Origin of the sequence: Amycolatopsis samaneae, from assembly GCF_039541975.1 — a bacterium.
Classification (GTDB): Bacteria; Actinomycetota; Actinomycetes; order Mycobacteriales; family Pseudonocardiaceae; genus Amycolatopsis; species Amycolatopsis samaneae.
In genome coordinates this window covers 301,165-323,595 of record NZ_BAABHG010000003.1, presented here as the reverse complement: position 1 = coordinate 323,595, position 22,431 = coordinate 301,165, and the positions used below count along the sequence as shown (strand labels likewise).

Sequence of the window (22,431 nt, the reverse complement as noted above, 5' to 3'; positions counted from 1 at the left end):
TTCTCGTTATTTCCCTCTCCAGAAAAGGATTCTGGCTTCATGGACACCATTCCCGTCGCGCCCTCGCGCGCCCTTTTACCGCCGCTCGAAGCATCACCGTCGCGGGCGAGAATCCGCTGGAACGGCCTGCTCGCACCCGCCGCGGCGGTGCTCATCGCGGTCCTGGGCTACCTGACGCGCTGGATCTGCGACGACGCGCTGATCTTCACCCGGATCGTCGAGCAGATCCTTTCCGGGAACGGCCCGGTCTATTCCGTGGGCGAACGCGCGGAAACCGCCACGAGCGCGCTTTGGCAATGGCTGCTCGCCCTCGCCGGGTTCGTTTCCGGGAACACCGACACCTCGGCGATCTCCTGGATGCTCGGGCTGGCGCTGACCGCGGGCGGATTCGCCGTCGCGGTGGCCGCGACCCGGCGCCTGCACGACCGGGCGGGAACGTGGCTGCTGCCCGTCGGTGTCCTCGTCCTGCTCGCGCTGCACCCGGTCTGGCAGTACGCGACCTCGGGCCTGGAGACCGGGCTCAACACGTTCTGGATGGCGGCGTGCTGGTGGCTTCTGGTGCGGCTGCGCGGAAGCACGTCGGGGAAGGCGATCGCCGGCGCGGCGCTGGTCATCGGGCTCGGCCCCCTCGTCCGGCCGGAACAGACGCTGGTCGCCGCGGTGTTCCTCCTCGCGCTGTGGCTGCTGGTGCGGCCGGGCCCGCGGGTGACGCTCGCGGCGGCCGGGGCGGCGGCCGCGCTGCCGCTGGGTTACGAGATCTTCCGCATGGGCTACTACGGCGTCCTCGTCCCGATGCCCGCGATCACGAAGAACGCCGACGCGTCGAGGTGGGCCCGCGGCTTCACTTACCTCACCGACTTCGCGGATCCGTACCTGCTGTGGATCCCGCTGGTGCCGGTCACCGTAGCGCTCGCGTGGCTCCTGCGGCGGTCGCGCGCGGACCGGACCGGCCTGCTGGTGACGCTGACCCCGGTGGTGGCCGGCCTGCTGCTCCTGGTGTACGTGCTGAAGGTCGGCGGCGACTACATGCACGCGCGCATGCTGCTGCCGTCGCTGTTCCTCGTGCTGCTGCCGGCCCTGGTGCTCCCGCGATCGCGGACCACGGGAGTGCTCACGCTGGTCGTCGCGGTGTGGGCGCCGCTGTGCGCCGGGCTGGCCCGGTACCAGGAGGCGCCCGCCGCGGTGCGCTCGATCGACGACGAACGCGCCTACTACCACGCGTGGACCGGCCGCGAGCACCCGACGGATTCCGCGGACTTCACCCCGGTACAGCGGAACCTTCAGGACGCGGTGGCCGGCGCGGTGAACTCCGGCCGGCGAGTCCTGATTTACCAGGGAGTACACAACGAGACCATCACCACCCCGCTCCGCGCGGATCTGCCGGGCAAGGCCGCGGTCGTCGGCGTGTACCTCGGCACGGTCGGGATGCTGGCGCCCGTCGATGTCGGGATCGTCGACTTCTGGGGGCTGGCCAACCCGATCGGCGCCCGGCTCGCCTTCCCGGAGGGCAAGCCCGGCCATTCGAAGCCGCTGAGCAACGCGTGGCTCCTCGCCGACTACGCCGCTCCCGAGGCACCGGTCCCGCCCGCGGGCAACTTCGCCTTCCACGACGAGGTCACGCCCGCGCAGGTGGCCGCCGCCCGGCACGCGCTGTCCTGCGGCGACCTCGCGGAGATCCAGCGATCGGCCCGCGAACCGATGTCGTTCGGCCGGTTCTGGCGGAACCTGACCGGCGCCTGGCACCGGACCGGGGTGACGATCCCGCCGGACCCGTTCGCCGCCGAACGCGCCTTCTGCGGCTAGTCAAGGCCCGCCGGGAATCGCTGAGCCTTCACAGGTAGTCGAAGAAACGGATCCACCAGGTCGGCGGGTACCGGGGCGAGTAACGGGAGGCCAGCGCGCTGACGCCGTCGTACCTGTTCCAGAGGAGATGCTCCGAGAGGGCGACGTAGCCGTGCGCGCGAAGCTCGTCTTCGACCTGGCGCCGGTCGTCGGGGTGGAAGAGAACCTGTTCTTCTTCCTCGTCGTGGCTGCCGGGGTTCCCGAGGGTCACGACGGCGAGATCGCCGAAGTTGCTGACCGTGACGGTGAGGTGGTCGGCGCCGGCCGTCGCGGTGGCCGGGACGACGATCGTCCCGTGGTGGCTGGCGTCCTGGACATTGCGGTCGACGGCGCAGGAGCAGCGGAACCGCTCGTCCAGCCCGGCCGCGAGCCGGTCGAACCGGGCGCGGGCCGCCGGGTGGTCGTAGCCGCGGGGGTGTTCCAGGTACTCCGGATCGTCGAGATCCCGCAGGAGGGCCCGGGTGGCCTCGTCGTCGAGTGGCATGTTTCCGGCTCCCGCTAGGCCAGGACCACCTTGGACAGCTCGGCGGACGTCGCGAGCAACGGGTGCTTCGGCAGCACGCGCACGGTGTAGCCCACCGATCCCGGTCGTGGCAGCCGCAGCCGCGCCGCGAACGCGCCGATGCCGTCCTCGGTCATCGGTATCGTGACCGGCTCACTCAGCTCGTCGTCCTCGCCGACCCGCCCGACAACCGCCTGAATGTCCACTTCGGACGGTTCGAGCCCGGCGAGGTCGATCCGCGCCCGCACGGTCACCTCGGTGCCCACGACCAGCGGCTGCCGGTCCTCGACCAGCAGCTCGGAGTCGAAGATCCGCACCCGGGGCCAGGCGACCTCGATCTTCGTGCGGTAATCGGCGAGGGACAGCGCGCCCCGGTACCCGTCCCCGGTCGCGGCCGCGACCATCCTGGCGGCGGGCAGGTAGCCGGATTCGACGTACTCGCGCACCATCCGCGCGGCCTGCACCCTCGGCCCGAGCGTCTCCAGCGTGTGCCACACCATGGACAGCCAGCCGTTGGGGACGTCCTCGCCGTCGCGGTCGTAGAACAGCGGCGCGATCTGCTGGCCGAGCAGGTCGTAGAGCGCGGCGGCCTCCAGGTCGTCGCGGCGCAGCGGATCGGTGACGCCCTCGGCGTTCGGGATGGCCCAGCCGTTGCTGCCGTCGTAGCACTCCTCCCACCAACCGTCGCGAATGGACAGGTTGAGCCCGCCGTTGAGCGCCGACTTCATTCCCGACGTGCCGCACGCCTCCAGCGGCCGCACCGGGTTGTTGAGCCAGACGTCGCAGCCTCGGTAGAGGTACCGCGCCATCGACATGTCGTAGTCGGGAAGGAACACGATCCGGTGCCGCACCGCCGGATCGTCGACGAACCGGACGATCTGCTGGATGAGCTGCTTGCCGCCCTCGTCGGCGGGGTGCGACTTCCCGGCGACGACGAGCTGGATCGGCCGCCGCTCGTCGAGCAGCAGCGTGCGCAGCCGGTCCGGGTCGCGCAGCATCAGCGTCAGCCGCTTGTACGTCGGGACGCGCCGCGCGAAGCCGACGGTCAGCACGTCCGGGTCGAAGACCGAGTCGACCCAGCCGAGTTCGAGCGGCGAAGCCCCACGCTGCAACCAGGCCGCGCGCACCCGGCGCCGGACCTCGGCGACGAGCTTCTCCCGCAGTTCCCGCCGCAGTCCCCACAGCTGCGCGTCGGAAACACCGTCACGCAGCGGTTTGCCGCCGTTGCCGTCCAGCCCCCACTCCTCGTGGTCGCGGCCGAGCAGCGCGCTCAGCTCGCGCGCCACCCAGGTCGGCCCGTGGACGCCGTTGGTCACCGAGGAGATCGGCACCTCGTCGTAGTCGAATCCCGGCCACAGCCGCGAGAACATCCGGCGCGTGACGCGCCCGTGCAGCTGGGACACGCCGTTCGCGCGCTGCGCCAGCCGCAGGCCGAGGTGCGCCATGTTGAACAGGCCGGGGTTGTCCTCGGCGCCGAGCGCCAGCACCCGGCGCGGGTCGACGTCGGGCACGAGCCTGCCGTCGGTGAAGTACCGCTGGACGACGTCCACCGGGAACCGGTCGATGCCCGCGCTGACCGGGGTGTGCGTGGTGAACACCGTGCCCGCGCGCACCGCGGGCAGCGCTTCCTCGAAGGCGAGGCCGTCGGCCTGGATGATCTCGCGGGCCCGTTCCAGGCCGAGGAAGCCCGCGTGTCCCTCGTTCGTGTGGAAGACCTTGGGCTGCGGGTGCCCGGTGAGCGCGCAGTACTTCCGCACCGCGCGGAACCCGCCGATCCCGGCCAGGATCTCCTGCCGGATGCGGTGGTCGGCGTCGCCGCCGTAGAGCCGGTCGGTGACCGCGCGCAGGTCGTCGTCGTTGGCGTCGGTGTCGGTGTCCAGCAGCAGCAACGGGACCCGGCCGACCCGCGCCTTCCAGATCTGTGCCCGCAGTTCCCGCCCACCCGGCATCGCGACGGCGACGAGTACCGGTTTCCCGTCCTCGGTCAGCAGTTCCAGCGGGAAGGCGTTCGGGTCGATCACCGGGTAGTGCTCGACCTGCCAGCCGTCCAGCGACAGCGACTGCCGGAAGTACCCGGCGCGGTAGAGCAGCCCGACGCCGATCACCGGCACGCCGAGGTCGGAGGCGGCCTTGAGGTGATCCCCGGCGAGCACCCCGAGCCCGCCGGAGTAGTTCGGCAGCGCCTCGGTGACCCCGAACTCCATGGAGAAGTACGCCACCGCGCTCGGCAGGTCGGCGTCCTCGCACCGCTGGTACCAGCGCGGCTCGGTGAGGTAGCGCTCGAGATCGGCGACGGAGTCGCGCGCGCGGGCGAGGAACTCCGCGTCCTCGGCCAGTTCGTCGAGCCGTTCCGGGGGCAGCGCGGTGAGCATCCGGAGCGGGTCCCGGACGGCGTTGAACAGCTCCGCGTCCATCGACGCGAACAGGTCGCGGGTCGGCGGATGCCAGGTCCAGCGCAGATTGGTGGCGAGTGCGCCGAGGCCGGCAAGGGGCTCCGGCAGGCTCGCGCGGACGGTGAACCGGCGGACTGCACGCATGGTCAGCGACCATATCGGGCGAGGCGGCTCCGCACACAGTTCGGGGATAACGTGAACGCGCGCGATAACCGCTGGGTAGGGTCCTGCCTGCCTGTGTTGTCGATGTGAAGCGAGTGAACATGATCCAAGGGGGAGGGCGGGGCGTACGCCGTCCGGCTCTGATCGCCGTCGTCACGGTGGCCGTCCTGGGCTTGAGCGCCTGTGGTGGTAGCGGTTCGTCCGGCTCGTCGGCGGACACCGGCGCGGGCAGTGTCGCCGGGCTGCCGGTCACGCACTTCGAGAGCGGCCTGAAGTCCGGCGCGCCGACGCCGGACCTGAACGTCCGCAACGCCGCCGGCACCGAGGACGACAAGCTCGCCACGGCCGCGATCGCCGACGTCCAGGCCTACTGGACCGAGCAGTTCCCGGCGAACTTCGACGGCCAGCAGTTCAAGCCGGTGAAGTCGTTGCTGTCCTACGACGCGAAGCGCGACACCCAGAAGACCGAGTGCGGCAGCGTCAAGGGGCTCGTCAACGCCTTCTACTGCCCGCCCGACGATTCGGTGGCCTGGGACCGCGGCGTGCTGCTGCCCTCGCTGCGGGAACGGTTCGGCCCGATGTCGGTGGTCACCGTGCTCGCGCACGAGTTCGGCCACGCCATCCAGTACCGCCTCGGCGAGAAGGCGGGCGTCACCAAGAGCACGCCGACCGTGGTGAAGGAACAGCAGGCCGACTGCTTCGCGGGCGGCTACTTCCGGTGGGTCGCCGAGGACAAGAGCAAGTTCTACCGGGTGTCCACCGCCGAGGGCCTGAACCAGGTGATGGCCTCGATGTTCTTCATCCGCGACTCGGCGGGCACCAGCGGCAGCGACCAGCAGGCACACGGCACCGCCTTCGACCGCACCTACGCCTTCCAGGCCGGATTTGCCAAGGGCCCCAAGGAATGCGCGGCGATGAACGCCGAGAACGTCAAGGCCCGGCTCACCGAGCGGCCCTTCGACAAGGGTGACAAGGGCAAGGGCGACGAGAAGCTCAACACCCAGATGGTCGCGATGCTCAAGAAGAGTCTCGACGAGGCGTTCAAGGGCGCCGGGGTCGCCGCGCCGGAGATCGTCGACCAGGGCGGCAACTGCTCGGGCGGCAAGAGCACCCCGCCCGCGTCCTACTGCGCGGACAACAACACGGTCAGCATCGATCTGGCCAAGCTGAACCAGATCGCGCAGCCGGTGGACCGGCGCGCCGAGCAGAAGGGACAGGTCCGGGGCGGGATGGGCGACTTCGCGGCATTCGCCGAGGTCGCGTCCCGCTACGCGCTGGGCATCCAGAAGGGCGTCGGCGCCTCACTGGACAACCCGAACGCGGGCCTGCGGACGGCGTGCCTGGTGGGTGCCTGGGCGTCGGCCACGAGCAAGCCGGGACAGACGCTGCGGCTGTCCGCGGGTGACCTCGACGAGGCGATCGCGGACCTGCTGATGCCGGAGAGCCTCATCTCCTCCGACGTCAACGGCAAGCGTCCCGACAGCGGTTTCGACCGGGTCGAATCGCTGCGGAAGGGCTACCTCGAAGGCTCGTCCGTCTGCTCGACCCAGTACGGCTGAGTCTCAACGCTTTCCGCGAAGGTCCGTGGGGGCCTCCCTGAGGGACTCTAGGTCCCTCAGGGAGGCCCCCACGGCTTTTCGGGTCTGTCCTCGCTGACGCGTTCGAGGCCGATCGCGCGGGGCGGGCGGGGCGCACCGAACGCCCGAATGTGGCATTGGGTGCTCCGCCCTTGCCCCCACCGCCACCCTCAACGGAGACGCTCCGCGTCCAGCCCTGATCCCACGCACCCAATGCGGCGTTCGGTGCGTCCCACGCACCGAACGCCACATTGGGGCGCATGGGCGGCTCAGAACAGGGCGCTGGCCAGGTCGCGGCGGGCCTTCATGACGCGCTCGTCGGCAGGGTCGAACAGGTCGAACAGCGCCACCAGGTGCTCGCGGACCTTGTTGCGCTCCTCGCCCGCGGTCCGGCGCACGGTCGCGATGAGCCGGGCGAACCCGGCCTCGACCTGCTGCTCGGCCACCTCCAGGTCGGCGGCGGCGAGCTGCGCGGCGACGTCGGACGGGTCGGCGTCGGCCTTCGCGAGCGCGTCCGGGGCGGCCGCCTCGGCACGCGCGGTGAACTTGACCTGGGCGAGCGCGGTCTTGGCCAGCTCGTTGGCGGGCTCGACGTCGAGGATGCGTTCGTACGCCGCCTGCGCGGCCGCGAAATCGCCCTGCTCGAAGGCCGCCTCGGCTTCGGTGAACCGCGGGTCCTCCGGCTCCTCGACGGGGCCACCGGCGCCGCCGCCCTGCTCGGCCGCGGTGATGCTGGGCAGCTTGTCCCGCAGCGCGTCCATCAGCGCGCCGAGCCACTTCCGGATCTCGGGCTCGGGCAGGGCGCCGGAGAACGCGTCCACCGGCTGGCCCGCGCCGATCGCGACGATGGTCGGGATCGACTGGGCGCCGAACAGCTGCGCGATCCGCGGGTTCGCGTCGACGTCGACCTTCGCCAGCACCCAGGCGCCGTTGCTCTCGCCGGCGAGCCGCTCCAGCACCGGGCTGAGCTGCTTGCACGGGCCGCACCACTCGGCCCACAGGTCGACGATCACCAGCTGACGCAGCGAACGCTCCACGACCTCGGCCTGGAACGTCGCCTCGGTGACCTCGATCACGGCGTCGCTCGGCGGGGCGCCGTTCGCCGACGGTGCCGGGCCGCCCTCTGGCGGGGCCGGCGGCTGTTTGCGTGCCTGGTCGGCACGGGCCTTCAGTGCGGACAGATCGACCGCGCCGGAGAGGGCGGCGGACATGGCCGCTGACTTCGCTGCTGCAGATCCGCGTGGGTGTGTCACGGGTCCATCCTGGCACGCATCCGCGAGCGTTTCACCGCTGGTGTCCGGCCCGTCCGGTTGGCAGGAAACCCGGCGTGGGGCAAGCTCGGCCGGACACGCACGAGAGAACGGGCCGGTAGTGAGCAAACGAGACCTCCGGGTCGGCGCGGCGGTCGTCGCCCTGCTGGCCTGGATCGCCACGATCACCCTGCTCATCGCGCACGAACCCGAGGCGGGCGCCGGCTCGGCCACGGACCTGCGCGACCGGCTCGCCACCGCGCTGGCCACCCGCGACGCGGACGCGCTGGCCAACCTCGTCGACTACGGCGGCAAGGACTCCGGCGACTTCGCGAAGAGCTACGTCGCCAAACTCGACGAGGGCCAGGTCCAGGAGGTGTCCGTGCGGCTGGCCCCCGACGAGCGGGAGCCCACCCACGCCGTGGTCACCGGCGTCCGCGCGCACGGCGAGCGGTTCTCCTACCCGCTCGCCGTGGCCGAGGCCAAGGGGCGGTGGAAGGTCGCCTTCACCCCGCCGCTCCCCTGAACCCGGTTCAGTCCTTCAGCCGCGCCTCGACACGCTCGACCTTGGCTTCCAGCTGACCTTCGTAGCCCGGCCGGATGTCGGCCTTGAGCACCAGCCCGACCCTGGCCGCGCCCTCCCCCGCCGCCTCGACCGCGCGCTTGACGACGTCCATCACCTCGTCCCACTCGCCCTCGATGTTGGTGAACATCGCGTTGGTGGAGTTGGGCAGCCCGGACTCGCGCACGACCCGCACCGCGCGGGCCACCGCCTCGCTGACTCCGCCGTCCTCTTCCCCACCGGACGGGCTGACACTGAAGGCGACGATCATCTTCTGTCCTCTCCTGCGGGGAACTCGCCCCGCCCCTATTGCCCGGTCAGCCGACACGAACGCGGTACCCGCTGGTAACTTCGATCGTCATGAACCGTCCGCTGCCGTTCGACCCGATTGCCCGCGCGGCACAGCTGTGGGAGGCCCGGATCGGGCCCTCCGGCACCATGGCCGCGGTCACCGGCGTGATGCGGGTGCAACAGATCATCCAGTCCGCGGTGGACGGTGCGCTCAAGCCGCACGGCCTCACCTTCGCCCGGTACGAGGCGCTGGTCCTGCTGACCTTCGCCCGCAGCGCGCACCTGCCCATGCGCGTGATGGGTGAACGGCTGCAACTGCATCCCACCAGTGTCACCAACATAGTGGACCGGCTGGAGCGCGACGGGCTGGTGAAGCGTGTCCCGCATCCCACCGACCGCCGCACCACCCTGGTCGAGATCACCGAGGACGGCCGGACCCGCCGCGAGGCGGCGACCGAGGCCGTCACCTCGATCGACTTCGGGCTCACCGGGCTGACCGGCCGGCAGACCGAGCAACTCACCGACCTGCTGACGAAGGTCCGCCGCGCAGCGGGCGACTTCACGGAGTAAGCGCTTCGCTCCGGCGTGTCCTATCAGTCCGATCAGGACGGGAAGCCGAGCCGTGAGGTTCGCTTCGGCCGCACCGCGTTCACTTTCCCGCGGCAGGCCGGGCACTCCCGTATCGGCACCGGGCCCGGCACGACGAGCCGGGCCCGGACGACCACCTTCACCATTTCGCCGCACAGCGCGCGCCGAGTCGCCGTCACCCCAGGCGGCACTTCGCGCGCCAGCGCGTGCAGCGCCCTACCCGTGTTCACCCACCAGATCAGCCGCCAGTCGAGCCGTTCACCCATTCACCGGACAGTAAGCACGAACTCAATTCTGTGACGGGAATATTCGCGCCAGGAAACCACATCCACCCGAATGTATTCACTTCACCTGCCGCGATACCCGATATTCCATGACAAGAATTCACCCGGCTTCGCCGCGAAAATCCTCGGCTATACCACGGATGAACTCCCGCGCCTCTTCGCCGCCGAGCGCCTTGGAGGAGAAGTAGTCGAACTGTGCCCGATAGAACGCGATGTCCCCCGGATCGCGCAGCGCCAGACCGCTGGTCGAAGTCTCAATCCTCACCAGGCGGTCATCGTAGGCGACGAAGACTTCGAGCGGGGTATCGGCCATGGTCATCGACAGCGGAATAACCCGCACGGAAACACTCGAAAGCGCAGCGAGTGACACCACCTTGTCCAGCTGGATCGCCATTCCCGGCGCAGGCAAGAGTCTCCAGCGTAAAGCCGCTTCGGTGAAGAGAAAATCGAACCGCTTTCCGGTGTCGTAAAGGATTCGCTGGCGAGCAAGTTTCCGCGCGACGATCTCCCGCTGCACCGTCTCGGATTTCGGCGACCCGACCGGAGCGTTCACCGCCACCGACGCGTACTCGGCTGTCTGAAGCAGGCCGGTGATCATGGTCGGGAGGACAAACCGAATCTCGGTGGCGGACCGCTCGATCGCGGCAAGCCGATCCTGCACCTTGCCCCAGCCGAGCTTGCTCTTGACGCGGCCGGACTCGTACTCAACGGTGCCCAGCCGTGCCAACGTCAGCAGCTCATCAGCATAGCCACGGTCGACACCGAGTGCGTGGACGATCCGTTCCACGTCCATGATGCTCGGCACGAGTTTGCCGGTCTCGATCTTCGAGATCTTGGACTGGCTGATGCCGGTCCGATCGGAGAGCCGTTCTCCGGACAGACCAGAAGCCCTGCGCAGGGTGCGCAGGGCTTCCGCGAGGCTGAGCTGCCCAGCCGCGGCGCTTTCGGGTTCGAACATCAGTCCTTCGCGACGTACTCCAGGAACGGAACGCTGTGCTGGATGGCCAGCTCTTTGTACCGAACATAGGGCGCCGGGTCCACGTCGACCAGCCGCTCCCGGCCCAACTGTGTGCCGTCCTCGGCGTAGTGCATCAGGACGATCACCTCGTCGTCGAACATCCAGAAGTCCCGGTCAGGGAGCCCAGGGTTCGGTGTCTGCGAGTAGTCGAGGATGCGCACTTCCTCACCAGCCTCGACATTCTCGCGGTAGCACGCGAACTCGTACTTCAGGTAGTCGCTCAGCGGCGGAGTGATGGCGTGCACTCGACCGACGGTGCGCCCCGCGGCCGCATGGGCTCTCAACTCGGTGGACCACCGGCTGGAGCGATTGATCTCGCCGGTAGCGAGAAACCGCTCGACCTTGCCAGTCTCCGGGCCAACGCGGTAAACGGGCAGCGTCTCCAGACGCCATGCGCTCCGCTCGAAGCTCCGCCACTGCGCATCCCAAGCATCACCAGTCAGCCAATTGTCGCCCGACCTGAGCTTCTCGTCACCGGGCCGCACGAGCCGCCTCCAGCAGTAGATCGAGCGAAATCTCGACGGCAGCCTCGCCGCGCCCCGGGCGCACGTCACCTTCGGGTTGCAGCAGGTCGCCCTGGACGACGACGCTCCCCCACTCCGTCAACGACACCTGGGCCCAATCGTCATCTTCGCAATCCGGGCCTGCGAGTCTCTTCAGCTTCATGAGCCACCTCTCCCCTCGGAACCGGTCACGCTCAGCGTAGCGACGGACACCGACAGTTCGTGCCGCCCGAAAGGCTATTCGCGAGGGGGAATGAGAACGGCCCCCGTGAGCAGTGCTCACGGGGGCCGTTCAAAGACCGAAAACTCAGGCCGCGGCGGTCTCCGGGGCCTTCGCCTGGAACAGGCCGGTGCCGCCCTGGCTCAGCCGCTGCGGGCCGTCGAGCTTGCCGTTGCGCAGCGCCCACTTCTCGAACAGCCAGGTGAACAGCGGCGGGATGGACGCCAGCAGCGCGAGGATCAGCGTGCGCGGACGCCAGCCGAGCGGCTTCGCGACGGAGAGGGAGACCACGACGTAGAGGACGAAGATCACGCCGTGCACCATGCCGAGCACGGGGACACCGCCGTCGTTCGCGGCGCCGACGACGTACTTCAGAAACATCCCGATCAGCAAACCGGCCCAGGACAGGGCTTCGGCGACTGCGGCCACGCGGAACACTAAAGCGGCCTTGCTGGACACGGCTCCTCCTGAGTGGGTCTCACACTCTCACTGGGTCTCACATGAACAAGTCCGACACGCGTTGCGTCCAAACGGGACTCCGCTCGAACGTCAACAGCACTGTCGGACGTGTAATACCAGTGTGATGCGTGACGGCGCTCACCGGAACACCGGGGTCCGTGATGATGCTCACGGACCCCGGTACGTACCGGTCTGAACCACTCGGTCAGCAGTTCTCGTTCCGGATGAACTTCCCGAAATACCCGCTCGTGAAGTACCAGTTGCCCCCGGAGCCGATGCGCGCGCAGCCGCTGTCCGCGGCGTACTGCAGCACGACCTTGACCTTGACCGTGGACGAACACCCGTTGTGCACCATCCAGTGCGAGCCGCCGGGGCCGACGCTCAGCTTCGTCGTCTTGACGCAGCTGGGCGCCTTCCCCGCCGGCTCCACCCCGGTCGGCTCCGCCTGGGTGCTCGCCTGCGCCGCGGTCCCCAGCGCGGCACTCACCGCGAACGCGGCCGCGGTCATCGACAGCGTGGCAATCGCCTTTCGCATGTCTGCTCCTCCCTCGTTTGCCTTGTACCGGCCCCTTTCCGGTACACGAAGGAGTCTTCCGGGGCGTCGGTGACTTTCCGACGCCCTTTTACGAGGTTCGAAAAGCCTTGACCGGCGATGACGTGGTACCTACACTCCCGCGCCCACCGTGCCGTCGAGCAGCTGGAGGCCCAGCCGCGTCGGCCAGTGGGTCACCGCGGGCCCGGAACGCCTGCTCTCGATGAGCCCGCCCTCGCGCAGCACCTTCGTGTGGTGGCTGACCGCGGGCGGCGACAGCGACAGCCGGGCGGCGATCTCGCCGGTCGTGTGCGCGTGCCCGGCCGCGACGCAGTCCAGGATCGTCGCCCTGGTCTCGCCCAGCAGCGGCGCCACCGACGTACCGCGCTCCACCGGCTCGCGGCGGAACCGGCCGGGGACGTGGCTGAGCGGGTACACCAGTGTCGGCGCGAGCGACCGGTCGGCGAGGGTCACCGGGTACCGGACACAGAAGAACGAGCCGACGATGGTGAGCCCGCGCCCTTCGAGGTGCAGATCGCCGTCGGCCGGGTACTGGACCTGGAGCACCGGCGGTGTCCAGCGCATCATCGGCTCCAGCGAGCGGACCAGGCCCTCCCAGCCGAACTCGGCCAGCCGCCCGCTGCGCAGGCGCCACGCGTCGTCGAGCGCGGTGCGGATGCGCTCCCGGAACGGCGCGATACCGACGTCACGCCAGGTCACCAGCGCGCGGGAGAGCGCGGAGACGGCGTCGACCTCGCCGCGGGCGAGCCTGCCGACCCAGCGGGGCAGCCGGTGGTACCGGCCGAGCTGGGTGATCTCCGCGCGCAGCCGCCGCGCCGGGGTGCGGCGCAGCAGGTCGAGGCCCTCGTCGAAGTCCGCGCCCCCGCTCGGCGTCAGGAAGTCCGGGAAGTACGGCCCGAACCGGTTGAGCGTGCCGAACAGCCGGACGGCCTCGGCCGCCCGTTCCCGCTGGACGGCTCCGCGCACTTCGCGCCGCCACGGGTCGAACACCATCGGTAGCTCTCTGGTCTGCAGCAACTGCAGGCTGAGCACCGATTCCCACATCTCGTGCGCGGTCCGCTGGATCCGCACCCGGCCGAGATCTTCCGCGGTGAAATGAATACGCAGCATTTCCTACCCCCTGCCCAGTGAAGCAAGGGGGCCGGGGACACACCACCGTTTCGCCGGAATTGCCCGCGATCGGGCTATCCCGGCTCCAGGTCCGTGAATGCCACATTGAGGGACTCTGAGTCCCTCAATGTGGCATTCACGGACAGGTGGTCCGGCTTACCCGGCGCAGGGGGACGCCGGGGCACCGCCGGGGCCGGTCGCCCAGGTGGCCTTGGCGGCGTCGGCGGTGAGCCGGAAGTCCAGCGTCGCCCCGCGGTTGAGCTGCTCGAAGCTGACGTAGGCCCGGTCACTCGGCGAGGACCACCAGCCGTTGCCGACCTTTAGGCTCTCGACGTACTGGAGTTTCGCGCCGTCCGCCCCGCCCGCGGTGATCGTCACGTCCCGCCGGTTCTGCAGGTGGATCACCGACTTGGTGAACCGTGGCGCGGAGAGCAGGAAGTTCCCGGTGCCCGGCGCGCCGGGGTAGATCCCGAGCGCGCTGAAGACGTACCACGCCGACATCTCGCCGAGGTCGTCGTTGCCGGTGACGCCGTTCGGGGCGTTGGTGAACAGCGTCTGCGCCGCGCGCAGCACCGCGGAGGTCTTCCACGGCTGCCCGGAAAGCGTGTACATCCACGGCGCGTGCAGGTCCGGTTCGTTGTTCGGGTTGTACCGGAACTGGTTGTAGTAGTTGTACGGCCCGACGACCCACTTCTCCCGCACGGTCTTCGCGGGATCGGCCACGAGGTCGGGGTAGGCGAAGAAGTCGTCGAGCCGCTTGCCGACGTTTTCCTTGCCGCCCATGAGCTTCGTGATGCCCGGGACGTCCTGCTGGGTGAGCCACTGGTACTGCCACGACGTGCCCTCGTGGAACCCGTCCTGGCTCTGCGGGCTGTAGGGCTTGTCGGCCGGGGTGAACCAGCCGCCGCCCGCCACCTTCGGCCGGAAGAAACCGTCGAAACCGCGGTCTTTCTGGCTCGAATCCCACAGTGTGCGATAGGTACGGGACTTCTCGGACAGCGCCTTCGCGTCGTCCTTCCTGCCCAGCGCCGCCGCCATGATCGACAGCGAGCAGTCGCCGAGGGCGTACTCCAGCGTCGCGGACGCGCCGTGGTTCGGGTCGGTGTCCTGGCCCTTCTTCGGGAAGTTCGGGTCGTACTGGACGAACCCGTCCCGCTGGTAACTCGGGTTCCCGGACCGGCCCTGGAACGGCGAGGACGCGGGCGGCACCTCGCGCGCGTTCTGCAGCAGCGCCTGGTACGCCTTGACCTCGTTGCCGGACAGGGCCCCGTAGCGCCACAGGTCGACCAGGAACGGCGTGACCGGGTCACCGGTCATCGTGTTCGTCTCCTGGCTGGCATAGGCCCAGCGTGGCAGCCAGCCGCCCTGGTCGTGGATGGCCAGCACACTCTTCGCGATGTCCTTGGCCCGGTCGGGACGCAGCAGCGCGAGCAGCTGGTTCTGCGAGCGGTAGGTGTCCCACAGCGAGAAGAAGTCGTAGTAGGTCCAGCCGATCGCCCGGTGGATCTTCTTGTCGAAGCCATAGTAGCGGCCGTCCGCGTCGTTCCCGGTCAGCGGCTGCAACAGGGCGTGGTAGAGGGAGGTGTAGAACACCGTGCGGTCGTCCGGCTTCCCGCCCGTGATGTCCACAGTGGACAGCTCGCGCCGCCAGGTCCGCTGGGTGTCGGCGCGGACCTGGTCGAAGGGTCGGACGCGCTCGGCGGCGAGGTTGACCTTCGGGCCGTTCGCGTCGACCTGGGAGATCGCGGTGGTCGCGGTCACCGGGCCGCCGTCGAAGTTGAGCCACGCGCCGCGCAGCCCGGCGCCGCCCGCGGACTCCCTGCTCCCCGGCGTCCCGCCGGTCGGCGACCAGGTGCCCGAGGACTTGAACGGCTTGTCGAAGGTCGTGCGGAACCACGTCGTGTACGGCTTGCCACCGCAGAACGCCTGCGATTCCACGGTGCCCTCGACCGTCCGGTCGTCGACCACGCGGATGCTGCTCGCGGTCACCGGTTCCTTGTCGTTGGCCTGCCCGACGTTGACGAACACGTTGGCGTCGCCCGACTTCGCGAAGTTGTAGCGCTCGACGCCGGTCCGGGTGGTCGCGGTCGTCTCGACGTCGATGCCGCCGTAGCCGGTGAGCCGCACCTTGTAGTAACCGGGCTTTCCGACCTCGCCGTCGTGGGTGTAGGGCGAGGCGTACCGCTTCTGGTCGAAGGTCGCGGGCTTCGCCGTGTCGAACGCCTTGCCGGGGCCGACCTCGCCGGTGGTCGGCAGGGTCGAGACGAGCCCGCCCTGTTCCCAGCAGCCCGCGCCGGACAGGAAGAAGTGCCCGAACCCGCGGATCGCGGTGTCGTCGTAGCGCCAGCCCGCGTAGTGCGAGCCGATGGGGCTCACCTGCGTCATCCCGAACGGTGCCGACGCGCCGGGGAAGGTGTTCCCGTCGTCCTTGGTGCCGATGAACGTGTTCACACTGTCGATCACGTCCCCCGGCCGCGCCTCGGCGACGACGGGCGTCAGCCCGGTCGCCACCACGGCGAGGGCGAGCGCCCCCGCCCCCAGCCTTCTCTTCCTCATCAAGCCTCCTCGCAGTGGTCCGTGAATGCCACATTGAGGGACTCAGAGTCCCTCAATGTGGCATTCACGGACGGGTGGAAATCTCAGCCGGCGGCGACGGCGAAGACGTGCAGATCGCCGCCGGACGTCGTGGCCGGGAAGGTGACACTGGCGACGGTCTTCCCGGCGTCCAGCGTGATCGGCGCGGTGGCGAACACCATCGTGCGGATCTGCTGCGGGCTGCCGCCCGCGGCGTTGCGGTACGGCGTGGACGCCACGATGCGGTTGCCGAACGCGGGTTGCGCGCCACCACCGCCCAGCGTCCAGTCCGAGAACCCGATGGTGGCGGTCGACTTGCTCCCGTCGGTGTAGGTGACCGTCAACGTGCCCGACGCGTTCCCGTTCGACGCCGAGCCCAGCAGCGCGAGCCGTCCCGCGCCCGAGACGTTCAGGGTCTGCCCGGACGCGGAGATGTTGTCCGGGTCCCCGGTCGCGGCCGTGGGCCAGGTGAACTTCAGCCCGTCCGAGGTGACCGTGCCGCCCGGCCTGACCCCGGCCGCGGCCAGCGCGTCGGCCGAGTAGCTCCAGCCGCCGCCGTCGAAGTTCGCCGCCTCCGGTTTGGCGTCCGGCGAGATCCCGGCGTTGTTCACCGTCGCCAGCCAGCTGCCCGGCTGCGCGACCAGCACGGTGAACGTCGCCTGGGTGTTCGGCAGGCCCGGCGAGGAGAAGGTGACCGGGATCCGGCGGGCGCCGTCGGACGTGCCGGCCGGGACGCTCACCGTGAGGTCCGCCCGCGCCGTGCCACCGGCCGGGACGTCGATGCCGCCCGAACCCGGCGACACCGCGACACCGTCCACAGAGGACGCCGTCCAGGTCCACTTCCGTGCCACGCCGGACAGGTCCTGCACACCGACCGACGCCTTCCCGCTCGTCCCCGCCGGGGTCACCACCCGCGCCGGATCCACAAAGGACAGACTGGGCTTCTCCTGGTCACGGAACGAGGGCGGGGCGTCCGCGGCGGCGCTGCCCCACGCCGTCGGCGTGGCCGAGAGCGCGAAGTCGAGCTTGCCGCCGGTCGAGATCAGCGCCTCGGGCAGCCAGGCCTTGCCGAAGTCGGTGCCGTTGACCTTCAGGCCCGCGACGTAGCCGCCCGAGCCCTGCCCGCTGATGGCGATCTTCTTGCCCGCGCCCGTGGTCAGCGTCGCCTTCGGGAACAACGGGGTGTTGAGCAGCGTCTCGGCGCGGCCCGGGATCTCCGGGTAGATGCCGAGCGCCGCCCAGACGTACCAGGACGACATCTGGCCGAGGTCGTCGTTGCCGACCAGGCCCTCCGGCTTCGGGTTGTACAGCTCGCTCATCGCGCGGCGCACGATCGACTGCGTCTTGGCCGGGGCGCCGGCGTAGGAGTACACCCACGGCGCGTTCGAGTTCGGCTCGTTGCCGAGGAACGCGTAGGGATCGTGGGTACCCGCGTTGAGCTTGGTGAAGAAGGTGTCCAAACGGGACTCGACGGCCTTGTTCCCGCCGAACGCGGTGACCAGCCCGCCCAGGTCGTAGGGCACCATCCAGTCGTACTGCGCGCCGTTGCCCTCGACCCAGCCCTGCGAGCTCGACGGGTTGTAGTTCGCGGAGAACGCGCCGTCCGCGCCGCGCGGCTGGAGGTGGCCGCTGCCCGGGTTGTACAGGTTCTGCCAGTTCTGCGCGCGCTTCATGAACGTCTGGTACGTCGCGCTGTCGCCGAGGCGCCGCGCGAACTGCGCGATCGAGAAGTCCGCGCTGGTGTATTCGAGGGTGTCCGCGCCCGCGCCGGGCACGTAGCCGAGCTTCTGGTAGTCGTCGAGGCCCGGCCGTTCGGTGTAGCCCTGCGTCGGCTGCGTCGCGCCCTTGATCATGAGCAGCAACGCCTTCTTCGCGTCGAAGTCACGGGCGCCGAAGGCGTACGCGCTGGACACGATGATGTGGTACGGGTCGCCGTTCATCACGCCGGTGTAGTCGTTCGCGACGGTCCAGCGGTCCCAGGAGCCGCCCTGCTCGGCGTAGGCCATCATCGAGCGGACGATGTCCGAGGTCTCCTTCGGCGCGATCGTCGCCAGCAGCGGGATCTCCGAGCGGTAGATGTCCCAGCCGGAGAAGTTCGTGTACATCGCGTGGCCCCGCTCGGCCTGGTGAATCCGGCCGTCGAAGCCCGGATAACGACCATCGACGTCGGAGAAGACGTTCGGCTGGAGCAGCGAGTGGTACAGCGAGGTGTAGAACGTCGACGTGTCCGCGTCGGAACCGCCTTCGACCGCGATCTTGCCGAGCTGGTCGTTCCACGCCTTCCGCGCCGCCTTGGCCACGTCGTCGAAGGACCGCTTGGTGTTCTCCGCCTTCAGGTTCGCCTTCGCACCGTCGACGGACACAAAGGACAGTCCGACCTGGACGTTCACCTGCGCGCCGGCGAGGTTGTCGAAGGTGACGTACCCGCCGCTGCCCGGCCCGCTGACGGTCGTGTCCTGCGGGGCGATCGACGCCGCGCGGGCGAGCGTCGCGTTGTCGCCGTTGGGCCGCGCCACCTTCGGCCGCGCTCCCCCGGTTTCGGCGGCCTTGCCCGGCGTCACGGCGCCGTTCTTCCACGTCCCGATCGAGGCGAACGGGGTGTCGAACTTCGCCGAGAAGTACACCCGGTAGCTGTTCTTGGCCCCGCAGAAGCGGCCGCTGGTCGCCCAGCCGCTGATGGTGTCCCTGCCGATGGTGATCGAGGCGTCGTCGGTGCCCATGACCGAGCCGGAGGTGTTGACCAGCAGCGTCGAGGAGGCCCCGGCGGGGTAGGTGAACCGGCCGGAGCCGGTGCGCTGGGTGGTGCTCAGCTCGACCTTCGCACCGCTGTCGAGGGTGACGTCGTAGCGTCCGGGGCTGGTGTGCTCGTTCGCGTGGGAGAACTTCGAGGTGTAGCGGCCGGGATCGGTCGCGGGCGAGGTGGTGACCTCACCGACGAACGGGATGAACGGGATGTCCTCGTAGGTCGAGCAGCCCGCGCCCGAGAGGTGCGTGAGGCTGAACCCTTTCAACGCGTTGTCGTCGTAGAAATAGCCGCCGTGCTGGGCCTTCACCGTGTCCGGGCTCCACTGCACCATCCCGAACGGGGACACCGCGCCCGGGAACGTGTTCCCGGCACCGCCCCCGGTGCCGTGGTCCTGGCCGCCGGGCCGGGTCCCGACGAACGTGTTCACCCACTTGGCGGGGTCCTGCACCGCGGCCGTGGCCGCCGCGGCGGGAATCGCGGGTGCCACCGCGGCCGTCACGGCCGTCGTCAGCAGCACCAGCCCGGCTCTGAAGCGCGCTCGCGCCATCGCCATCGCCTCTCCTACTCCAGGCGCGACCGTGTCGTCCTTTCGAACCGAGAGCGTGGGGGTGACAACCTTGTCGCGCACACCGTCGATGCGGGCAACGATGGGCAAGGGCTCACGAGAACGTCAAGGCTTGCGTCGGAGCCTGTCTGTTTCGAGACACGCTGATCATCCGTCCGTCGTAACGTTTTGGGCCGGGAAAAACCGGTCTTTATCGATTCGGGTATTGACACGGCCCGGGGTCGTGAGGTCGAATCCTGCCACTATGACAACGTTGTCGCCCGGTGGCCCGGATTCCGGCCACCGCACCACCAGCAGACGAGCCACGATGAGCGATGTGGCCCGGCTCGCGGGCGTCAGCATCAAGACCGTCTCGCGGGTCGTCAACGACGAGCCGGCCGTCCACCCGGACACCGCCGAGCGCGTCATGGCCGCGATCGAGCAGCTCGGGTTCCGGCGCAACCTCGGGGCGCGCAACCTGCGCCGCGGCTCGACCACCGGCACGATCGGCCTGATCGTCGAGGATGTCGGCAACCCGTTCTACTCCGAGCTGAACCGCGCGGTCGAGCGCATCGCGACCTCCTTCGGGCGCCAGGTGCTCACCGGTTCCTCGGAGGAGAACTCCGACCGGGAACGGGAACTGGCGCTGGAGTTCTGCGCACGCCGCGTGGACGGGATCCTGATCGTGCCCGCCGGGATGCAGCACGGCTACCTCGTGCCGGAGATGCGCGCGGGCACGCCCGTGGTGTTCCTCGACCGCCCGGCCGGGGACATCGTGGCCGACACCGTGCTCGTCGACAACCTCGGCGGCACCATCGAAGCCGTCACCCACCTGGCGAAACACGGTCACCGCCGGATCGCCTTCCTCGCCGACAGCCCGGACATCTTCACCGCCGCCGAGCGGCTTCGCGGGTTCCGCGAAGGCTGTGTCCGCAACGGAATCCCCTACGACGAAAGCCTCGTCGCGATGGGGACGCCGACGCCGGAGAGTGTCGGCGAGGCCGTCCGCGGCCTGCTGACCGGACCGGCGGCGGCCACCGCGGTCATCGCCGGGAACAACCGGGTCGCGGTGCACCTGCTGCGCGCGCTCGCGCACGCCGAGCACCGGCCCGCGATGGTCAGCTTCGACGACTTCGAGCTGGCGGACCTGCTCGACCCGCCGGTCACCGTCATCGCGCACGACGTCGGCGCACTCGGACGAGCGGCGGCCGAGCTGCTGTTCGCCCGCGTCCAAGGAGATCCCACCGCCCCCAGAAAGGTAGTCCTGCCCGTGCATCTAGTCGCCCGTGGCTCCGGGGAGGTGGCGCCGACATGAGTGAAGCTTGCGAGCGAATCATGGATGTCATGCGCCACAAGGAATTCAACACTGTCTCGCGAAGCGAGGCGATCGCATGAGCGCCCACCTCGAACCTATCCGGCTCCCGGCCAATCAGCCGCCGCAGTTCTACCGCGGCGGCGACGCCATCGCGGCGCTGCGAGGACAGTCCAATTCGGACAGTAAATTCGGCCCGGAGGACTGGGTCGGCTCCGCCACCACGATGTTCGGCCAGGAGACGAACGGCCTGACCAAACTGCCCAGCGGTGTCTGGCTGCGCGACGCGGTCCGCGAGAACCCGGTGGCCTGGCTCGGCGCCAAGCACGTCGAAGCACTGGGCGACTCCACCGGTCTGCTGGTCAAGCTGCTCGACGCCGGGCAGCGGCTGCCGGTCCACTTCCACCCGTCCGACGCCTTCGCCCAGCGGCACTTCGACTCGCACTTCGGCAAGACCGAGGCGTGGATCGTGGTCGGCACCTACGGCGACGACCCGCGCGTGTACCCGGGGTTCAAGGAGACGGTGAGCAAGCAAACCGTCGCCGAATGGACCCGTGAGCAGGACGCGCCCAGCATGCTCGGCGCGCTGAACAGCATCCCGGTCACCGCGGGCGACACGGTCTACATCCCGGCCGGACTGCCGCACGCGATCGGTGAGGGCGTGTTCGTCGTCGAGCTCCAGCAGCCGACCGACTTCTCGCTCACCCTGGAGTGGCGCGACTTCCTGGCGGCTCCGGAGAAGGGGCATCTCGGCCTCGGCTTCGACACCGCCATCGAAACGCTGGACACCTCCGGCTGGGACGCCGACCGGCTCAAGACCATCGTGAAGCACACCGCCGCCGCCCAGGAGTCCACTGTGGACCTGCTGGCCGACGGCTCGGACGCCTTCTTCCGCGCCGACCGGCTGCACCCCAGCGCGACAACGTTGTCACTCGACCCGTCGTTCGCGGTGCTGGTGGTCATGGAGGGGTCCGGGGTGCTGCGCACCGAGCACGGCGGCGAGTACCCGCTGCGCAAGGGCGAGACCTACGTGGTCCCGCACGACGCGGGACAGTCGATCGTGGATGGTGAGCTGACGATCATCCGCTGCCGTCCGCCCGTACCGGAAAAGAGGACCCGGTCGTGAGTGAAATCCTGCTGGACGCCCAGAACCTGACGAAGTCCTACGGCTCGGTCGAGGCGCTGCGCGGCGCCTCGTTCCAGGCCCGCGCGGGCGAGGTCACGGCGCTGATCGGCGACAACGGCGCCGGGAAGTCCACTTTGGTCAAATGCCTGTCCGGGGCGGAGCAGCCGACCTCGGGCAAGATCCTGCTCGACGGCGTCGAAGCGCACCTGGACTCGCCGACCACCGCGCGCCGGATGGGCATCGAGACGGTGTACCAGGACCTCGCCGTCGCGCCGGAGCTCGACCCGGCGGCGAACCTGTTCCTGGGCAGGGAGATCCACCGCAAGGGGATCCTCGGCAAGCTCGGGATGCTGGACAAGCCGGAGATGCGCCGTCAGGCGGTCGAGGAGTTCAAGCGGCTCGGCGTGACGTTGCAGAGCACCGACGTGCCGATCGGCTCGCTGTCGGGTGGCCAGCGGCAGAGTGTCGCGGTGGCGCGTTCGGTGGTGTGGGCCTCGAAGGTCGTGTTCATGGACGAGCCGACCGCCGCGCTCGGCGTCGTGCAGCGGGAACGCGTGCTCGACGTGGTCAAGAAGGTGCGGGACAAGGGCATCGCGGTCGTGTTGATCAGCCACAACATGCCCGAGGTGCTGTCGGTGTCCGACCGGATCGAGGTGCTGCGGCTCGGCAAGCGGGTAGCCCGGTTCACCGGGGCCGACACGAAGCTGGAAGACCTGGTCGCCGCGATGACCGGCGCGCTCGTGCAGGAAGAGGAGGCAGCGTGAACACACAATGGCGAAGCCCCGTTCACGCTGCCGACCGGGTGCGGGTGTCCC

The 22,431-nt window shown here is 69.5% G+C and carries 20 protein-coding genes; 7 read left to right on the top strand and 13 right to left on the bottom strand.

Annotation, left to right across the window (positions count from 1 at the left end):
* The first annotated feature begins 39 nt into the window (after positions 1 to 39).
* On the top strand, positions 40 to 1,803 hold the full coding sequence (locus ABD987_RS08595; RefSeq protein WP_345388905.1) for an arabinofuranosyltransferase AftB family protein: 1,764 nt from the start codon (positions 40 to 42) through the stop codon (positions 1,801 to 1,803).
* Between the two features lie 28 nt (positions 1,804 to 1,831).
* Here the strand turns inward: ABD987_RS08595 and ABD987_RS08590 are convergent, their stop codons facing one another.
* On the bottom strand, positions 1,832 to 2,326 hold the full coding sequence (locus ABD987_RS08590; RefSeq protein WP_345388903.1) for a hypothetical protein: 495 nt from the start codon (positions 2,324 to 2,326) through the stop codon (positions 1,832 to 1,834).
* Between the two features lie 14 nt (positions 2,327 to 2,340).
* Entirely contained in the window at positions 2,341 to 4,881 is a 2,541-nt protein-coding gene (gene glgP, locus ABD987_RS08585) for an alpha-glucan family phosphorylase (protein WP_345388901.1), read from the bottom strand.
* Between the two features lie 119 nt (positions 4,882 to 5,000).
* On the opposite strand from glgP, the gene ABD987_RS08580 reads away from it, so the two are divergent.
* A complete protein-coding gene (locus ABD987_RS08580) occupies positions 5,001 to 6,458 on the top strand; it encodes a neutral zinc metallopeptidase (protein WP_345388899.1) in 1,458 nt (485 codons plus the stop codon).
* A gap of 287 nt (positions 6,459 to 6,745) precedes the next feature.
* Here the strand turns inward: ABD987_RS08580 and ABD987_RS08575 are convergent, their stop codons facing one another.
* Positions 6,746 to 7,729, bottom strand: coding sequence for a tetratricopeptide repeat protein (locus ABD987_RS08575; RefSeq protein ID WP_345388897.1), 984 nt, complete (start codon positions 7,727 to 7,729; stop codon positions 6,746 to 6,748).
* Positions 7,730 to 7,847: 118 nt separating this feature from the next.
* Here ABD987_RS08575 and ABD987_RS08570 point away from each other — a divergent pair, with 118 nt between their 5' ends.
* Positions 7,848 to 8,252: a hypothetical protein gene (locus tag ABD987_RS08570; RefSeq protein WP_345388895.1), complete on the top strand. Its 405-nt coding sequence runs from the start codon at positions 7,848 to 7,850 to the stop codon at positions 8,250 to 8,252.
* A 7-nt stretch (positions 8,253 to 8,259) separates the two neighbouring features.
* Here the strand turns inward: ABD987_RS08570 and ABD987_RS08565 are convergent, their stop codons facing one another.
* Positions 8,260 to 8,559: a thiamine-binding protein gene (locus ABD987_RS08565; RefSeq protein WP_345388893.1), complete on the bottom strand. Its 300-nt coding sequence runs from the start codon at positions 8,557 to 8,559 to the stop codon at positions 8,260 to 8,262.
* Positions 8,560 to 8,648: 89 nt separating this feature from the next.
* On the opposite strand from ABD987_RS08565, the gene ABD987_RS08560 reads away from it, so the two are divergent.
* Entirely contained in the window at positions 8,649 to 9,149 is a 501-nt protein-coding gene (locus ABD987_RS08560; protein ID WP_345388891.1) for a MarR family winged helix-turn-helix transcriptional regulator, read from the top strand.
* 32 nt (positions 9,150 to 9,181) lie between these two features.
* Here the strand turns inward: ABD987_RS08560 and ABD987_RS08555 are convergent, their stop codons facing one another.
* From ABD987_RS08555 to ABD987_RS08515, 9 genes are all read right to left on the bottom strand, one after another.
* Positions 9,182 to 9,433: a hypothetical protein gene (locus tag ABD987_RS08555; RefSeq protein WP_345388889.1), complete on the bottom strand. Its 252-nt coding sequence runs from the start codon at positions 9,431 to 9,433 to the stop codon at positions 9,182 to 9,184.
* 118 nt (positions 9,434 to 9,551) lie between these two features.
* A complete protein-coding gene (locus tag ABD987_RS08550) occupies positions 9,552 to 10,409 on the bottom strand; it encodes a helix-turn-helix domain-containing protein (protein WP_345388887.1) in 858 nt (285 codons plus the stop codon).
* Positions 10,409 to 10,954 carry a DUF6879 family protein gene (locus tag ABD987_RS08545; RefSeq protein WP_345388884.1) on the bottom strand — a complete coding sequence of 182 codons (546 nt, stop codon included), beginning with the start codon at positions 10,952 to 10,954 and terminating at the stop codon, positions 10,409 to 10,411. The genes ABD987_RS08550 and ABD987_RS08545 overlap by 1 nt, the downstream gene beginning before the upstream one ends.
* Positions 10,941 to 11,135: a hypothetical protein gene (locus ABD987_RS08540; RefSeq protein WP_345388882.1), complete on the bottom strand. Its 195-nt coding sequence runs from the start codon at positions 11,133 to 11,135 to the stop codon at positions 10,941 to 10,943. The genes ABD987_RS08545 and ABD987_RS08540 overlap by 14 nt, the downstream gene beginning before the upstream one ends.
* 144 nt (positions 11,136 to 11,279) lie before the next feature.
* Positions 11,280 to 11,651, bottom strand: coding sequence for a DUF3817 domain-containing protein (locus ABD987_RS08535; RefSeq protein WP_345388880.1), 372 nt, complete (start codon positions 11,649 to 11,651; stop codon positions 11,280 to 11,282).
* A gap of 205 nt (positions 11,652 to 11,856) precedes the next feature.
* Positions 11,857 to 12,186 carry a hypothetical protein gene (locus ABD987_RS08530; RefSeq protein WP_345388878.1) on the bottom strand — a complete coding sequence of 110 codons (330 nt, stop codon included), beginning with the start codon at positions 12,184 to 12,186 and terminating at the stop codon, positions 11,857 to 11,859.
* Positions 12,187 to 12,315: 129 nt separating this feature from the next.
* Complete coding sequence (locus tag ABD987_RS08525) at positions 12,316 to 13,314, bottom strand: ArsR/SmtB family transcription factor (RefSeq protein WP_345388876.1); 999 nt, start codon at positions 13,312 to 13,314, stop codon at positions 12,316 to 12,318.
* A gap of 156 nt (positions 13,315 to 13,470) precedes the next feature.
* A complete protein-coding gene (locus tag ABD987_RS08520; RefSeq protein ID WP_345388874.1) occupies positions 13,471 to 15,870 on the bottom strand; it encodes a GH92 family glycosyl hydrolase in 2,400 nt (799 codons plus the stop codon).
* An 83-nt stretch (positions 15,871 to 15,953) separates the two neighbouring features.
* Positions 15,954 to 19,187 carry a GH92 family glycosyl hydrolase gene (locus ABD987_RS08515; protein WP_345388872.1) on the bottom strand — a complete coding sequence of 1,078 codons (3,234 nt, stop codon included), beginning with the start codon at positions 19,185 to 19,187 and terminating at the stop codon, positions 15,954 to 15,956.
* Between the two features lie 319 nt (positions 19,188 to 19,506).
* Here ABD987_RS08515 and ABD987_RS08510 point away from each other — a divergent pair, with 319 nt between their 5' ends.
* The 3 genes from ABD987_RS08510 (at position 19,507) to ABD987_RS08500 (ending at position 22,380) form a co-directional block, all read left to right on the top strand.
* Positions 19,507 to 20,493: a LacI family DNA-binding transcriptional regulator gene (locus ABD987_RS08510; RefSeq protein ID WP_345388870.1), complete on the top strand. Its 987-nt coding sequence runs from the start codon at positions 19,507 to 19,509 to the stop codon at positions 20,491 to 20,493.
* Between the two features lie 76 nt (positions 20,494 to 20,569).
* Complete coding sequence (locus ABD987_RS08505) at positions 20,570 to 21,616, top strand: class I mannose-6-phosphate isomerase (RefSeq protein ID WP_345388868.1); 1,047 nt, start codon at positions 20,570 to 20,572, stop codon at positions 21,614 to 21,616.
* Positions 21,613 to 22,380, top strand: a complete 768-nt coding sequence (locus ABD987_RS08500) for an ATP-binding cassette domain-containing protein (protein ID WP_345388866.1) — start codon at positions 21,613 to 21,615, stop codon at positions 22,378 to 22,380. The genes ABD987_RS08505 and ABD987_RS08500 overlap by 4 nt, the downstream gene beginning before the upstream one ends.
* The last annotated feature ends 51 nt before the right edge of the window (positions 22,381 to 22,431 follow it).